Genomic DNA, 14,774 nt, shown 5'->3' on the forward strand with positions numbered 1-14,774 from the left:
CACCGAGCCTACGAGCCAGACACCAGGTGATCAGGATCCAACCACCGCACCACGCGGCAACCTCACCCTGACACTGAGACGAGCCTATCCGCTGCGGAGTGACTGGCCTTCAGTCAGCCAGATACATTTCCCCGCCCTTGGGGTATCCGCCGCCGATGGTTGTGACGTGGACGTGGTCATAGTGGCCGAGCCGGCTCGGCTGCGCTCCGCCCGGCGTGTAGTAGACGCCACGCCAGATCGCGTCCTGGATCCCGAAGCGACGCGCGTTCTTCATCACGTACGCGACGATCTCGTTGCCCAGGGCGATGCCTTCGGCGCTCTGCGGGTCGGGGATCATCACGTCGAGCGCCAGACCGAGCGGATGCCAGGGCAGCGGATCCGGTCGCACACCGCCGATTTCGTGGATCTCGGGGAACGTGGCGCTGATGCTGCGCGAAGCCAGGATCGTTCTCACCTGGAGGCCCTGTTCCGGCGCGAGGCCGGCGGGCAGGAAACGCGACCTCGTGTGGTATCTCGATGCGGCGACGGGCTGGGCCATGGGTGAATCCGAGCCGTCGCCGCGGGACACATCCGACGCGAGCACAATCGCAATCGGCTTCGCCGCCACGATTTCCAAGCAGCACGCTGAATTGTCTCCAATAACGGGTGCGGCGTCATGCCGAGGAACGAAAGGGGCGACATCGCCTGCCGCCGCGAAGAACACCGCAGCAGGGGCCAGCACTCCTGCCAGGACCAGGGGCGACTTGCGCCGCTTTCTGGCTAATCTGTGCCGACCCACCCAAGGCACATTACGACATGATCACGAAAGAATAAACACGGATGCTGGAATTCGCGGCTGAGCGGCCCATTCGTTGCGTGGGGCATTTTCGCGGCCCGGGTTGGACGACGCCGGCTGGGTCACGTCGGGCCGGCACACTGGCCCGACGGATCCGACGCTGGATGCTAGCCTTCGTTGGCGACAGCGCCGATGTAGTTCAATGGCAGAACATCAGCTTCCCAAGCTGAATACGCGGGTTCGATTCCCGTCATCGGCTCCACCGAAAGCCCTGCTAGCGACTATTTCTCCCAGTTCCCGGACGTGCCTTGCGCCTTTGGTCCCGTAAAGGCTTCGCAGGTTCGAGCGGTCCCGGTCCCGAGGGACAGGTTGGCGGATGTATTGGTGTCAGGACAAGCCTTCCGCGAGCTCGCGGGCATCCTGCAAATCGGCGGTATCCAATCCCTCTGTGAACCAGTCATATACGGGCATAAGCAGCTCGCGCGCATCGTCGCGCCTTCCCTGCTGCTGCCACAGGCGACTCAAGCTCATGGCTGCACGCAGCTCCCACGACTTCGCTTGTTGTTGCCGCGCGACCTGCAATCCCCGCTCGAAACATTGTTCGGCTTCGGCCGTGTCGGGGACGTGCTGTTTGAGCAGCAGCTCGCCTCTGATCCGGTACGCCTCCGCCTCGTAGAGTCGCTCGTCGTTCTGCTGCACCCACTGAAGGGCTTCCTCTAGGGCCGCTAGCCCCTCCCCTAGCTGTCCAACAGCGCCATACGCCTCTGCCAGCAAGACCAAGAACCACGGCCACACGGCACCTATGCCATAGGCTCGGCGGCGATTTATCCCTTCGCGAATGTCCGAGATCCCTTTGGCCACCTCGCCCTGCTGGGCAAGCGCCCACCCGTGGGGCAGCAGGCACCAAAGCTCCGTCGCATCAATTCCATGTTCCCTAGAAACCGCCATTGCGGCTTCGGCGTGCATGCGTGCGAGCTCGGGATCCCGGCGCAGTTGCGATAACTGGGCGGACATCAAGAGCGTCATAGCCACACTGTTTGGATGGCCAAGTCCCTGCGCGTGCGCCAATGTCCGCTCCATGGCCTGCACCGCTCGCGTCGGGTAACCCAAGACGTGCTCGACCAGCGCACTGAGATACCCGCAGACGACGCCCGAGTCCTGGCTATAGCCGATAAGGCCGGCGCTGTGCTGGTCGAGACTGTAGAACGCCAGGCCCTGTCGGCTGTGATTCCGCACATCAATCAAATCGCCCTGCCACCAAGCCGTATAGGCCAGCATCCGGTGTCCCACCGCTAATATGAGCGGATCATCCTGCTGTTGGGCGAGTTGCAGGAACTCCTCTGCCAACGCTCGCGCACGGCGCATCCGCCCGTGCACCATTTGTGCGTACTGCAAGCCGGACAGCGCCGGGAACAATTCTGGGGTGCTACCGACTTGCCTCGCCAACTCGCAGGCGCGGGCGTAATTGTGCTCGACGGATTGAGGGCCGTGGACGAAACTCGAGGCTGCGCCAAGCAGGATCTGTAGGGAGAGCTCTTGCTGGGCGTGTTCCGGTGTCTCAGCCAGTGTGCTGAGCAATTCCAGGCCCCTCCTCGCGTGAGTGGCAGCTTCGAGGTTGGCATAGCGCTGCAGCGCTCGTTGTCCGGCGGCTCGCCAGTAAGGTATGGCTTGCGCGGTCAGGCCGGCTTCGGTGTAGTGGTGGGCCAGCAGCTCGGGTTGTGTAGAAACCGTTTCACCGAACCGGGATTCGAGCGTCTGCGCAATGCGTTGATGGTGCTGTTGGCGGGTGCTTTTCAACAGCGATTGGTACGCGGCGTCCTGGATTAAGGCGTGCTTGAAGCGGTAGGTTGCCGTTGGCGGCAGCCCCTGTTGGTACAGGAGCTCTGCATCCGTCAGCTGGCGCAAACCGCGTAGCAATGTGTCTTCGTCCCAAGGCGCGACGGCCCGCAGCAATGCGTAGCTGAAGTCACGCCCCAATGTCGCTGCCAGCTGAGCAACCGATTTCACCGGTGACAACCGGTCCAGGCGTGCGGTCAGCGAGTCGTGGAGCGTGTTGGGGATCGGCAACTCAGGGAGCGGGCCGGTCAGCTCATAGTGTTCGGCGTGCTCGACGAGCCGCCCCGATTCGAGCACCATCTTGGTGAGTTCTTCGACGAACAGCGGCACGCCGTCGGTCTTGGCTACCAGCTGGGCCATGAGCTCAGCCGGCAGAATCTTGCCGCCGGCCACGCGGCTGGTCAGCTGGGCGGCCTCATCGGGCGGCAAGCGACCGAGCGTGATCGCGGCGAGGTGCGTGAGCGGCGCCCACGGTGGTTCGAAGTCCGGTCGGTAGGTCAGCAACATCATGATCCGAGTCGCCGGCACCTGCTCGACGATGAGACTCAACAGCTCGATCGTAGTCGGATCGACCCATTGCAGATCTTCCATGACTAACAGCAGCGGCTGCTGGGCCGCTCGGTTGAGCAAGATCGTCGTGATCGCCTGCAAGGTTTGCTGTTTCAGCTGATCGGGGGGCGCGCTCACCGGGGTGTATTCCGGCGTCAGGGGAATCGACAACAGGGACGAGAACAGCGGCACCGCATCGGCCAGCTGCTGTCCGTTCTGGACCAACCAACCTTCGAGCTTGCGCATCTTCTGCGTGGGGGAATCGTGGCCGTCGAATCCCAATGCAACCCGTTCGAGCGCGTCGATCACCGGATGCAGCGCTGTGTGTTGATAAAAGGGTGAACACTGGAACGGGATGAGCCACGCGACATCGGAGGCATGTTCGCTGATATGCCATACCAGGCGGGACTTGCCGATCCCAGCCTCACCACTGAGCGATACCACCTGTCCTCGGCCCTCGACAACTTGAGCCCAAGTATCTTGCAGCTCGCGCACCTCGGTTTCACGCCCCACCAGGGGGGTCAGGTCGGTATTGCCAATTGCTTCCAGCCGGCTACGGGCGGTGCTTTCAGAGAGCACCTGGAAGACCTCAAGCGGCGCGGCGACGCCTTTCAGAGGCGGACTACCTAACGACCGGCAGGTGAAGAGTCCGCCAAGGAGTTGATGTGTTAAGGCGCCGATTACCAACGTGTTTGGTTCGGCGATGCCTTGCAACCGAGCCGCAATATTCGGCGTTTCACCAAGCGCCATATCGTCGTGACCCGTCCCGCTCAAGTCACCAACCACCACCAGTCCGGTGTGGCAGCCCAGACGCACGGCTAGCGACACCCCATGCTTTTCAGTGAGGACGCCGTTGAGCTGCCCGACCGCCTCCACGATCCCCAGTCCCGCACGGACAGCCCGTTGCGCATCATCTTCGTGAGCAAGGGGATAACCGAAGTAGACGAGCAGCCCGTCGCCGAGATACAGGGCGATGTGACCGTCAAAGCGGGCGATCACCTTGCCGCAGGTGTCGTAATAGGCCCGCATGATCTCGCGCCACTCTTCGGGATCGAACTGGCTGGCGAGCGGCGTGGAACCCACGAGGTCGCAGAACAACATCGTTAGCTGGCGGCGTTCAGCTTCCGGACACTGCGGCTGCGGCACTGTACCGATCACAGGTGGTTGGCCGACCCACGCAAACCCAGATCCTTCGTCGCGAATCGTTCCTGCGTGCGCGAAGAGGAGTTCTTCCTTGAGTGCTTGAAAGTGCATCTCATCCAGGTCGAACTCGAGCTTCAGCGCTTGGTGTGACACCCGGCCACGGCTACCGACCAGCTCGAGCACTTGGTCGAGCACAGCGTAGAAGTCCACGTTGACCCTCCGCGCCCCCGCTACTGCGTAGCTGCAAGTCTTCCACGATTGCCCGCGATAGTCAGCAAACTCGGTGCTGATGACCCTCTCGGCCTTAGCGGATTCGATCGGCCAAACCTGGTATTCGCTCCAACCGTTGCTGACGCAGTACCACGCCCATAGATGTCGTCCGCTTTGCTCGCAGTTATCGGGGCATCAGCGGTCGCGTGCGGCTCAGCCGTGACGGAGGAACATGCCACGTGCGACGCCGTGGAACCACCGGCCGCGTTCTGGGAGGGAAGCACAAGCCGCTCGGCAGGCCGGCGTCGTGCGCCCGCGATCCTGCGCCCCTGAATCCCCAGCGCACGGCCACATTTGCCGGACTAAACCCCCGTAGCCGAATCGTGACCGATGCTTGACCAAATGCTAACGCGCCCTTGCGCTTCCGCTGGTCAACGTACCTTTACGATCCCTATTACAACTATGTCAGTTAAAAGGAATCGGAGCCATGCGAGCGGTCGTTCGGTGTGTTCTTGCGGTGGTCGGGATCGCTGCGAGTGTGGTTGCGGGGCCGGCTGGCACCAGCATGGCAGCGGCAAACCAGCCGCATGACTTCGCCATCGCGTCGGTCCTGCCGACGCGGGGCGCGACGGTGGGTGTGGCGCACCCCGTGATCGTGACGTTCAAGGCGCCCGTCGCCGACCGGCATGCCGCCGAACGCACCATCGCAGTCAAATCGGTGCCCGCGATGACCGGCAAGTTCGAGTGGCTCGACAACAACGTTGTGCAGTGGATTCCCAACCACTACTGGCCGGCGCACAGCACGGTGGCGCTCTCGGTGGACGGCCAGTCCACGGAATTCAAAACCGGTTCGAAGGTCATCGGCGTCGCCAACATCTCGCGGCACACGTTCACCGTGAGCATCGACGGAGTCGATGCGGGTCCCCTTCCGGCGCCGCACCACCGTCCCAACTTCGGCGAACAAGGCGTGCTGCCGGCTTCGATGGGTAGGCCGGAATTCCCGACGCCGGTCGGTAACTACACCGTCTTGTCCAAAGATCGCTCGGTGCTTATGGATTCGAGCAGCGTCGGCATTCCGGTCGACGACCCCAACGGTTACCTGCTCAACGTGGATTACGCCGTCCGAATCACCAACCGCGGCCTCTTCGTGCATTCCGCCCCGTGGGCCGTCCGATCACTGGGGCTGGAGAATGTCAGCCACGGCTGCATCAGCCTCAGCCCCGAAGACGCCGAGTGGTACTACAACACGGTCAATGTCGGCGACCCGGTCATCGTCGAGGAAAACCTCTGGGAGCGGCCCCCTTCTTAAAGGGCTTCACACCGAATTAATCTGAGCGCGAAGGCTTTTCACTGCCAATAGCTTCGGGATCAGATGACACGATCTGCCCCTCTGCGCTCGGCCCTCGCCCTCTGCCGAGTGTGAAGTTGGTTTCACGCTCGCGGTCGACTGTGAAACTAACTTCACGCTCGACGACTGAAGTGACTGAGCGCCACATACGAACGGACCCGCTGGTCGCAACCAGCGGGTCCGGCCCGTCAAGACGGGATGGGGCTCAGTGCGCGCCCGAAGGGCCGGGCGAAACGGGCTGACCGGGCTGGGGCCCGCCGGTCGGCGCCGGGCCGGTCGGCGCGTCCTTGACCCCCGACATGTCGATGAGCGGGGCACCGGCGATCCCATCGAGGGGGGCACCGGCCGCCAGCCCACCAAGGGCGACCAGCGGGGCACCGGCCGGCACCACCGGAGCGATGGGCAACGGCGCGCCCAACGGCAGCGGCAAGGGCGCGCCCAACGGCAGCGGCAGCGGGCCACCCAGCGGCACCGGGAGCGGAGCACCTATGGGCAGCGGGCCAGGCACAGCCAGTGGGATCCCGGCCATGTCGGTGAGCGGCGCGCTGGCCGTGCAGACCTCTGCGGTCGGCGCTCCGCCCGCGGCCGCCGCTCCGCCGGCGGCACCGGCGGCTCCCGGTCCGGCTAACGGTGCGCCGGCTAACGGCACGCCGGCCTCGCCCGCTTGCCCCTGTATGCAGGCGTAGCCGCCCGTCTTCAGGGGAGCGGCTGCCGCATCCGGGCTCAACGCAAGTGCGGCTCCGCACAACCCAAGGGTGGCAACTACTTTGATGTTGAACCGATCGACGATCGCCATCAGCGTCGACTCTCCTTTATTCGCGCTCACATATTTTCGCAATCCGGTGCAGCAGAACCGCATAGCCAACTTTCGATGACCGAGCCAATTGTCTGCAGCCGGCATGAAACACCGGACGCGCCGCACCGCGCCGTTTCCAAATGGTGACGTCACAAGGACGTCACGAGTCGGGCGCGACCGCGAAGTGGGAACGGCACCCAGCCGCGGCGGCTTTTTAGTCTGAACGACTCGAATTTTGCGCAGCTCATTCACAGGGAATTTTCGGCGAGGCAACATGTCCTAGAGGTTTTATAGAGGTGAACGGAAGGTGAACGAGCAGAGGGAGGGTAGTCGTGTCGGAACAGCGGGCCTATGGCCGATTCATCAAGACGGCGCTACTAAGTGGCCCCATGCTGGTGGCCGGAGTCGCATTGGCCAGTCCGGCACAGGCTGACGCGACCACCTTCGTCAACGACCTGCACAAGGACGGGATCCACGCGGTCAGCGGCGGTGACGCGGCGCTGGTGCAGATGGGCTTGAGCGTCTGCCAGCAACTGTCCTGGGGCGCTCCCCCGTCACAGCTCGAGGGCCTGGCGCTGCAGCGGTCCGACAGCAGGCAGGGCGCGAGCGGGATCACCCCCCAGCAGGCCGACGACGTCGTCATCGACGCCGCGCGCGATCTCTGCCCGAACGCATAGCGGCGGTCTTCATCGGGCGGGCCGGCCATCGGGCTTTGCCGACTATTCATCCTCGGGATTCACCTTCCGCAACGTGTTTCACGGTGTTTTCGTGTAAAAGTGCATCATCCGCATCGGGCACGGGACGAAGGAGAGAATGTCGATGGCAGCACAGCGGCCCTACGGCCGGTTCATGGGCGCAGCCCTCGTAGGGGGCCCACTTCTGGCCGCGGGGATCGTCTGGGCCGGCCCAGCCCGGGCCGACGCGACTTCCTTTCTCAATGACCTGCACAACGCCGGCATCCACGCGGTCAACGGCGGCGACGATGCCTTATTGCAGATGGGCGCGGACCTGTGCCAACAACTTTCCTGGGGCGCCTCCCCGCAACAGCTGGAGGGCCTGGCGATCCAGCGCTCGGACGCCGACCAGGGCACCGGCGGGATCAACGGTCGGCAGGCCGCGGACGTCGTGATTTTCGCCTTGCGCGATCTGTGCCCTAACGCTTAGCGGTGAGCTAAGTTCGCCCCACGGGGTGATGCAGGCACGAGGCGGCCACGACGGCCGAGGCTGAGGTGACGCTTCAATGGAGCTGAGCGCGCGCAACCTGAGCGCTCTCAGCGTCCCCGTCCCGGCCTACGACCGCAGTCAAATCGGCGTCGGCATCGCGCATTTCGGTGTGGGCGGCTTTCACCGCGCCCACCAGGCCATGTACCTCGACAGGCTGCTCAACGTCGGCCTCGCCCGGGACTGGGGAATCTGCGGTGTCGGCGTGCTACCGGGCGACCGGCGCATGCGCGACGTCCTTCGCGCCCAGGACTACCTGTACACGTTGATCCTCGAACACGCCGACGGCACCCGGCAGCCGCGGGTCATCGGCTCCATCGTCGACTTTCGTTACGCGCCTGAGGATCCCGAGGCGGTCATCGAACTGCTCGCCGCCCCCGCCACCCGGATCATCTCGCTCACCATCACCGAAGGGGGCTACCAGCCGCCGCTGAGTGACGTCTTCGGGTTGGTGGCCGAAGGACTGAACCGGCGGCGGCAACGCGGCCTGCCCTCCCCCACGATCGTGTCGTGCGACAACATCGTGGAAAACGGCAACGTGGCCCGGCACGCGTTCACGTCGTACGCCGAAGGGCTCAATCCCGAACTCGCGCAGTGGATCCGGGAACACAGCACATTCCCCAACTCGATGGTCGACCGCATCACGCCGGTCACCACTCCCGAGGTGATCGCGCGCCTGGACTCCGAATTCGGTGTGCGGGACGCGTGGCCGGTGGTCGCCGAGCCGTTCGCCATGTGGGTCCTCGAGGACGACTTCGCCGACGGCCGGCCCCCACTGGACAAGGCCGGCGTCCAGCTGGTCGACGACGTCTCGCCGTACGAGGCGATGAAGCTGCGGCTGCTCAACGCCGGCCATCAGGGCCTGTGCTACTTCGCCTACCTGGCCGGGTATCGGCTGGTGCACGAGGCCGCCCAGGACCCGGTGATCGCCGAATTCCTGAACCGCTATCTGGAATCCGAGGCAATGCCGACCCTCGTGCCGGTCCCGGGGCTGACCGACTTCAAAGATGGACTCATCCCCCGCTTCGCCAACGCCTACGTGCGCGACACGGTGGCCAGGCTGTGCGCCGACTCGTCCGACCGCATCCCGAAGTGGCTGCTGCCGGTGGTTGCCGACAATCTGCGACGCGGCGGCCCGGTGCGGCTGTCCGCGGCGATCGTTGCCAGCTGGGCACGTTACGCCGAAGGCGCCGACGAAGACGGCCAACCGATCCACGTGGTGGACCGGCTCGCCGACACGCTCGTCCCGATCGCCCGCTCCCAGCGCGACAACCCGGCCGCGTTCCTCGCCAACCGTGCGGTATTCGGTGACCTCGTCGACCAGGCCCGCTTCCTCGAGCCCTACCTGTGGGCGCTGGACTCGCTGCACCGCCACGGCGCGCGCGCCACGTTGCGGGCACTCATCGGGGCCGACGAATGACCCTGGTCGCCGGCATCGACTCGTCGACGCAGTCCTGCAAGGTGCTGATCTGCGATGCCGCCACCGGCGACGCGGTCCGCGAGGGTCGGGCCGAGCATCCCGACGGAACCGAAATAGCCCCGGCGGCATGGGAAGCCGCCGCGCGGGCCGCGATCGCGGCCGCAGGAGGACTGGACGGCGTCGATGCGATCGCGGTCGGCGCGCAGCAACACGGCATGGTGTGCCTCGACGGGACGGGCCAGGTGGTGCGGCCCGCGCTGCTGTGGAACGACGTGCGGTCGGCCGACGCGGCGCGCGCGCTGGTCGACGAACTCGGCGGCCCGAGGGCCTGGGCCCAGGCCGTCGGCGTAGTGCCGCTGGCCGCGATCACGGTGGCCAAGCTGCGCTGGCTCGCCGACCACGAGCCGCGGCACGCGGACCGCACGGCCGGCGTCTGCCTGCCGCACGACTGGCTGACGTGGCGACTGCGCGATGACACCGACATCGCGGCGCTGACCACCGATCGCAGCGACGCCAGCGGGACCGGTTACTACGACGCCGCGAGCGGCGACTACCGCGTCGACCTTGTCGAGCTGGCCATGCGTGGTCGCCGCCCGCACCTGCCCACCGTGCTGGGCCCATCGCGCGGCATCACCAATGGCACAACGGTGTTCGGCGCGGGCCTCGGGGACAACGCCGCCGCCGCGCTGGGCCTCGGTGCCGAAGAGGGCGACGTCATCGTCTCGGTCGGGACGTCGGGGGTGGTGGCCGCGGTCACCGCCGACCCGGTCCGCGACGACGCCGGGTTCGTCGCGGGATTCGCCGACGGCACCGGGCACTACCTCCCGCTGGTGTGCACGCTCAACGGCGCGCGGGTGCTGGACGCGGCCGCCGCCATGTTGGGGGTCGACCACGATGGGCTGTCGGAACTCGCGCTGTCCGCGCCGCCGGGCAGCGCCGGGCTGGTCCTGGTGCCGTACCTGGAGGGTGAGCGAACACCTAACCGCCCCAACGCATCTGGCGCGCTGCATGGGCTCCGCGTCGCAAACGCGACGCCGGCCAACCTGGCCAGGGCCGCGGTGGAGGGGCTGCTGTGCGCGCTGGCCGACGGCCTCGCCCACCTGTCCGCGCACGGCGTCGTCACGCGCCGCATCCTGCTGATCGGCGGCGGCGCCCAGTCACGGGCCCTGCGCGAGATCGCCCCCGCGGTGTTCGGCGTACCCGTGCTGGCGCCGGCCCCCGCGCAGTACGTCGCGTTGGGCGCGGCGCGGCAGGCGGCGTGGGCGCTGAGCGGATCACCGCAACCGCCGGGGTGGAATCCGCCCCGCACCGACGAATACACCGCCGACCCGACGCCCGAGGTGCCGGGGCGCTATGCGCGGGTGCGGGACTTGACCGAGGGGGTCTAGTCGCAGGGGCGGAACACCGGAAGGACCCGGTACTCAGCGGTGAAGCTGGCCTTGTCGTATTCGTCGCCGACCTCGCCGTCACACGCGATGACCGTCGGGCCGTCGACCGCGGCGAAGCTGAACTCCGGCACCTGCAGCTCGTGATAGAGCGGGCTGCGCTCCAGGCGCCCCAGCGCAAGCGCGGTCAGGATCCTGGTCCGCGACCACCGCCGTCCCGCTTCGAGCATGCGCACATCGATCAGCCCGTCATCCATGCGGGTGCGCCGCGACGGGGCGAACCCGGTCGGCAGGTACAGCGAGTTCCCGAGGAAAAACAGCGACGTCAACAACGTCTTGTTGTCGTAGGAGATCCGGACGGGCTGGTCGTGGCGCAGCGTGTGCAGCATTGCGTAAAGGCCGGCCAGCGGCTTGCCGATGCGTTTCTCCAGCTTCTCCCGCTGCTGCACGAAGGTCGGGTAGGCGCCGACGCTGGCGGTGTTGAGGACCATCTGACTTTCGTTGAGGCACACCAGGTCCACGCATGCCACGCTGCCGCGGCGGATCGCGTCGACGGTCTTGGCCACGGTGTCGCAGCCGATGTCCTTCGCGAAGTGGTTGAACGTTCCGGCGGGAAACACGGCCAGCGGCAGCCCGGCCTCGATGGCCACCCCCGCCGCAGCCGCCACCGTGCCGTCGCCGCCGCCGACCGCAAGCACCTCGGCCCGCGCGGCGGCGTCACGCAAGACCTCCTCCGGGTCGTCGTCGGGGCCCAGCTCCCGGATGTCCACCTTCGACAGCGCGTCGCGTACCTCGTCGACGACGCGGGCCCCGGTGCCGCTGCCCGATTCCGGGTTGATGACCAGCACCACCCCGGAACCGTCGGGCCGTTCGGGCGCCTCGACCCGGAGCGGTTCGGTCTTGGGCAGGGCGGTTTCGACGATCGGCGGGACGAGCCGACCGCCCAGGACCGCCATGCCCGCCCCGATGCCGAACCCGGCGATGACATCGCCCGGGTAGTGCGCGCCCGTCACCACCCGCGACAGCCCGACCAACCCGGCCAGCAGCGCCAGCCCGAAACCCAGCATCGGATTCTCCAGACCCACCCCCACGGCGAACGCGGCGGCGCTGGCGGAGTGGCCCGACGGGAAGGAGTTCGACGTCGGGCGGCGGCGGACTTGCCTGACCAGCGGCACCAGTTCGTACCCGGGACGCGGTCGCCGGTGGATGCGTTTGGCGACCTGGTTGGTGAGCAGGCTGGTGGCCGCGAGCGTCACGACGCCGCGCGTCGCGCCACGCTGGGCGCTTTGCTTTCCTGAGGCCATCAGAACCGCGGCGATGGCGAACCACAGCTTGGAGTTGTCGGCCGCCCAGGTCAGCGGTGGCATGACCGTGTCCAGCAGCGGGGTGTCCGTCTCGGCGATCGCTTCGAAGACCTCGCGGTCGAGGGTGCCCAGCCCCTGGGTGATCTGTTTGATGCCGCGCGCGCGTCGCCCGGGCCGCCTATTCATTCGCTACACCCTAAATTGGTTGGCGGACATGGACGCACCGGGCTACTTCGAGGCATGGCGGGACAACGCCGCGCGACGGGGCGTGGCCCCGGACGTCGTCGCGGAGATCGCCCGCCGGCACGCGATCACCCGGGACAGCTTTCGGGCGCTCGGCAAAACGGCGGAGATCAACGATCCCGACGGCAAATCCTTCTTCCTCCTGCCGCGGGGCACCAGCGGCAGCGACGCCCGCGCGGCGGCGCTGAGCGCCTACATCCTGAACGCGGGCACCGGCTACGGCACCAAAGGGTCGTGGCGCACCGATTTCCCCCCGACGCCCTACGGCGCCGCCGAAATCACGCGAATCATGCGGCGGCAGAAGGCAAATGGCTGGAGCTACGCGCGCGACGTCAGGTTCGTCGACCGCAACGGCGGGCGCCTGGTCGCGACGCCGAACGGCATCCTGATGGGTCTGGGCGGCAACTGGATCCAACGGCAATTCTGCCGAAGGGGCGGCACCACCTGGGGCGACATCTTCATGGTCAACATGGGGGCCGGCATCGACCCCGCCGACCGGCTGCGCCGGATCATCGAGTCCGGGCACGCTTGGTACGTCGACGCCGCCGGGAGGCCCGTCGAGAGCGGCCTCGACCTGGATCGGGTGCTGCACCACGAGGAGCGTCACTGCCGGCAATGGGCGGCGAAGGGCTACGCGGGCATGCTGCGCGACTACGGTCGGGAGTTGGTCCGCGAATACGCCTTCGGCGCGGTCAACCGGCTCGAGGAGGACGCCGGCCTGGCCGACGGGGGCTATAAGGCGTCAATCCCGTGGTAGAGCACCATCGCACCGATCACCACCAGGACCGCCGCGAGTAGGGCGGCGTTGTTTCGGTCCATCCAGTCTTTGAGCCTGGCCAGGGTGTCGTCGAGACGGCTGCCGGCGGCCGCGTAGGCCAGTATCGGGATCGCGACACTTGACGCCGCGATGGCGACGAAGAACGCGGCGGCCACCCAGTCACCGACGAGGCCGAGCCCGGCGGTGCCGATGCCCAATCCGGCCGGGATGCAGATGAGCACCACGTCCGGGCGCACCACGGCCAGCACCGCCCCGGTGACCCCCGCCCGGGCCGGGGTGATGCTGGCGAACGAGCGCATCCAGGCCGGCGACTCGGCCTGGCCGTGCCGGTTCAGCCACTTGTAGATGCCGTACACGATCAGCGCCGACCCCAGCACCACGCGCAACCACGACGACCACCGCGGCGGCGACTTGTCCAAGCCACCGAGCAGGTGGGAGGCCGCGACCGACAGCGCCGTCAGCGCCGCCAGGCTCAGCAGCCAGCCGCCCAGAAACGCAAGGCCGGTCGGCCGCGGCCGCGGCGCCTGCAGCACCAGCACCGCCGGGATGACCGTGAGCGGTGAGAGCGAGATGACCAGTCCAAGCGGAACGAGCCCGGTTAATACGGTGCCCCAGCTTCCTGCCATGGGCAGCAATCTACAGGGCATGAATCCCGTTGTAGAGCACCATCAAACCGATCAGGACGAGGATGATCGCGAGCAGGGTGGCGTGGTTTTCTTCCATCCAGACTTTGAGGCGTTCCAGCGCATCGTCGAGGCGTTCGCCGGCGCCGGCATACGCCAAGATCGGGATGGCCACGGTTGACGCGGCGATCACGAGAAACACCGCGCCGGCCACCAGCTGGCCGGCCGCGTTGAGGCTGCTGCCGCCGATGGCCAAACCGGCCGCCGCGCACAGGATCAGCACCTCGGGTCGCAGCACCACCAGCACCGCACCGGTCGCCCCCGCGCGCCGTGGGCCCAGCGTGGAGAACGAGCGCATCCAGCGCGGCATGGCACCGTGACGATGGCGCGTCAGCCAGTGGAAGGCACCCAACGCGATCAGCGCCGAGCCCAGCACCACCCGCGTCCAGGACGCCCACGTCGGTGGCGCCTTCTGCAGGTCGCCGAGCAGGCCCGAGCCGCTGACGAACACGGCGGTGAGGGCGGCCAGGCCCAGCACCCACCCGGTGAGGAAGGCCAGACTGGTCGGCCGCGGCCGCGGCGCGTGCAGGACCAGCACCGCCGGAATGACGGTGATCGGCGAGAGCGCGATGACCGCCGCCAGCGCGATGAGCTTGGTCAGTACCGAACCCCAACTTGCGTCCACGGGCAGCAATCATCGCATTGGCTTGACCCGGCCGCATGGGTCCGGCGTAAGCACCGCCCTCAGAACGGCTTTCGGCGCAGCGTCCAGGCGGGCACCCAGTGCGTCACGGTCTTGCGCTCGGAGCCATAGGCGACCGGATAGGTCACCAGCCCCCACCAGTCGCCCTGCTCGCAGAGGCCCCAGCAGCTGAGCAGCCCCTCGACGACCTTGTGCAGTTGCAGACCGTTGGGCTGATACCGGCCGGCGCGGTGCGGCTCGCGCGGGAACAGCACCGTCAGGTCCACCAGGACCGTGAGCGGCGGGCGCACCACCCGAAACGGGCTGCGGACCGGTTGGCCGTTGTACCCGATGGACGCGAACTGCCCCATTGATCGATCATACGTACTGCTTATCTGCTTAAGTGGACTTACGCTGGTCGGTGTGGATTTTGCTGGTGTGAGTCCGGTTGGCGGGATGGA

The 14,774-nt window shown here is 66.9% G+C and carries 13 protein-coding genes and 1 tRNA gene; 7 read left to right on the forward strand and 7 right to left on the reverse strand.

The window, feature by feature from the left end; translation table 11 throughout:
- Nucleotides 1-109 precede the first annotated feature (109 nt).
- Entirely contained in the window at nucleotides 110-778 is a 669-nt protein-coding gene (locus AWC17_RS29400; protein WP_197083493.1) for a VldE C-terminal domain-containing protein, read from the reverse strand.
- A 185-nt stretch (nucleotides 779-963) separates the two neighbouring features.
- On the opposite strand from AWC17_RS29400, the gene AWC17_RS29405 reads away from it, so the two are divergent.
- A tRNA-Gly gene (locus tag AWC17_RS29405) sits at nucleotides 964-1,037 on the forward strand.
- A gap of 125 nt (nucleotides 1,038-1,162) precedes the next feature.
- Here the strand turns inward: AWC17_RS29405 and AWC17_RS29410 are convergent.
- Nucleotides 1,163-4,513: an AAA family ATPase gene (locus tag AWC17_RS29410; RefSeq protein WP_052742826.1), complete on the reverse strand. Its 3,351-nt coding sequence runs from the start codon at nucleotides 4,511-4,513 to the stop codon at nucleotides 1,163-1,165.
- Nucleotides 4,514-5,000: 487 nt separating this feature from the next.
- On the opposite strand from AWC17_RS29410, the gene AWC17_RS29415 reads away from it, so the two are divergent.
- Nucleotides 5,001-5,822 (forward strand): L,D-transpeptidase, encoded by an 822-nt coding sequence (locus AWC17_RS29415; RefSeq protein WP_046186225.1) that lies wholly within the window; start codon nucleotides 5,001-5,003, stop codon nucleotides 5,820-5,822.
- Between the two features lie 244 nt (nucleotides 5,823-6,066).
- Here AWC17_RS29415 and AWC17_RS29420 read toward each other — a convergent pair whose 3' ends face one another.
- Nucleotides 6,067-6,657 carry a hypothetical protein gene (locus AWC17_RS29420; RefSeq protein WP_085165630.1) on the reverse strand — a complete coding sequence of 197 codons (591 nt, stop codon included), beginning with the start codon at nucleotides 6,655-6,657 and terminating at the stop codon, nucleotides 6,067-6,069.
- Between the two features lie 332 nt (nucleotides 6,658-6,989).
- On the opposite strand from AWC17_RS29420, the gene AWC17_RS29425 reads away from it, so the two are divergent.
- The 4 genes from AWC17_RS29425 to AWC17_RS29440 all read left to right on the forward strand — a co-directional run bounded on the left by AWC17_RS29425 (nucleotide 6,990) and on the right by AWC17_RS29440 (nucleotide 10,686).
- The gene (locus AWC17_RS29425; protein WP_046186965.1) at nucleotides 6,990-7,334 is read left to right on the forward strand and encodes a DUF732 domain-containing protein; all 345 of its coding nucleotides are present in this window, start codon (nucleotides 6,990-6,992) and stop codon (nucleotides 7,332-7,334) included.
- Between the two features lie 142 nt (nucleotides 7,335-7,476).
- Nucleotides 7,477-7,821: a DUF732 domain-containing protein gene (locus AWC17_RS29430; RefSeq protein ID WP_046186969.1), complete on the forward strand. Its 345-nt coding sequence runs from the start codon at nucleotides 7,477-7,479 to the stop codon at nucleotides 7,819-7,821.
- 76 nt (nucleotides 7,822-7,897) lie between these two features.
- The gene (locus AWC17_RS29435) at nucleotides 7,898-9,298 is read left to right on the forward strand and encodes a mannitol dehydrogenase family protein (RefSeq protein WP_046186966.1); all 1,401 of its coding nucleotides are present in this window, start codon (nucleotides 7,898-7,900) and stop codon (nucleotides 9,296-9,298) included.
- On the forward strand, nucleotides 9,295-10,686 hold the full coding sequence (locus AWC17_RS29440; protein WP_085165626.1) for an FGGY family carbohydrate kinase: 1,392 nt from the start codon (nucleotides 9,295-9,297) through the stop codon (nucleotides 10,684-10,686). Before AWC17_RS29435 ends, AWC17_RS29440 begins: the two co-directional genes overlap by 4 nt.
- Here the strand turns inward: AWC17_RS29440 and AWC17_RS29445 are convergent.
- Entirely contained in the window at nucleotides 10,683-12,173 is a 1,491-nt protein-coding gene (locus AWC17_RS29445; RefSeq protein WP_085165628.1) for a bifunctional phosphatase PAP2/diacylglycerol kinase family protein, read from the reverse strand. The two genes, AWC17_RS29440 and AWC17_RS29445, sit on opposite strands and share 4 nt — an antisense overlap.
- A gap of 28 nt (nucleotides 12,174-12,201) precedes the next feature.
- Here AWC17_RS29445 and AWC17_RS29450 point away from each other — a divergent pair, with 28 nt between their 5' ends.
- Complete coding sequence (locus AWC17_RS29450) at nucleotides 12,202-12,987, forward strand: hypothetical protein (protein ID WP_046186913.1); 786 nt, start codon at nucleotides 12,202-12,204, stop codon at nucleotides 12,985-12,987.
- Here AWC17_RS29450 and AWC17_RS29455 read toward each other — a convergent pair.
- Genes AWC17_RS29455 through AWC17_RS29465 form a run of 3 tightly spaced genes read right to left on the reverse strand, consistent with a single transcriptional unit; the run spans nucleotide 12,963 to nucleotide 14,684 of the window.
- Nucleotides 12,963-13,634, reverse strand: a complete 672-nt coding sequence (locus tag AWC17_RS29455) for a GAP family protein (protein WP_046186912.1) — start codon at nucleotides 13,632-13,634, stop codon at nucleotides 12,963-12,965. The genes AWC17_RS29450 and AWC17_RS29455 overlap by 25 nt on opposite strands.
- Before the next feature lie 10 nt (nucleotides 13,635-13,644).
- The gene (locus AWC17_RS29460; RefSeq protein WP_046186910.1) at nucleotides 13,645-14,316 is read right to left on the reverse strand and encodes a GAP family protein; all 672 of its coding nucleotides are present in this window, start codon (nucleotides 14,314-14,316) and stop codon (nucleotides 13,645-13,647) included.
- Nucleotides 14,317-14,375: 59 nt separating this feature from the next.
- Complete coding sequence (locus AWC17_RS29465; RefSeq protein WP_046186909.1) at nucleotides 14,376-14,684, reverse strand: hypothetical protein; 309 nt, start codon at nucleotides 14,682-14,684, stop codon at nucleotides 14,376-14,378.
- Nucleotides 14,685-14,774: the final 90 nt, after the last annotated feature.

Source organism: Mycobacterium nebraskense (assembly GCF_002102255.1).
In the GTDB taxonomy this organism is placed as follows: domain Bacteria; phylum Actinomycetota; class Actinomycetes; order Mycobacteriales; family Mycobacteriaceae; genus Mycobacterium; species Mycobacterium nebraskense.

Excerpts from the sequence above, each read along its gene's own strand:
- AWC17_RS29415 (WP_046186225.1), top strand. The coding sequence starts at position 5,001 with ATGCGAGCGGTCGTTCGGTGTGTTCTTGCGGTGGTCGGGATCGCTGCG.
- AWC17_RS29420 (WP_085165630.1), bottom strand. The coding sequence starts at position 6,657 with ATGGCGATCGTCGATCGGTTCAACATCAAAGTAGTTGCCACCCTTGGG.
- AWC17_RS29430 (WP_046186969.1), top strand. The coding sequence starts at position 7,477 with ATGGCAGCACAGCGGCCCTACGGCCGGTTCATGGGCGCAGCCCTCGTA.
- AWC17_RS29435 (WP_046186966.1), top strand. The coding sequence starts at position 7,898 with ATGGAGCTGAGCGCGCGCAACCTGAGCGCTCTCAGCGTCCCCGTCCCG.
- AWC17_RS29440 (WP_085165626.1), top strand. The coding sequence starts at position 9,295 with ATGACCCTGGTCGCCGGCATCGACTCGTCGACGCAGTCCTGCAAGGTG.
- AWC17_RS29445 (WP_085165628.1), bottom strand. The coding sequence starts at position 12,173 with ATGAATAGGCGGCCCGGGCGACGCGCGCGCGGCATCAAACAGATCACC.
- AWC17_RS29450 (WP_046186913.1), top strand. The coding sequence starts at position 12,202 with ATGGACGCACCGGGCTACTTCGAGGCATGGCGGGACAACGCCGCGCGA.
- AWC17_RS29455 (WP_046186912.1), bottom strand. The coding sequence starts at position 13,634 with ATGGCAGGAAGCTGGGGCACCGTATTAACCGGGCTCGTTCCGCTTGGA.
- AWC17_RS29465 (WP_046186909.1), bottom strand. The coding sequence starts at position 14,684 with ATGGGGCAGTTCGCGTCCATCGGGTACAACGGCCAACCGGTCCGCAGC.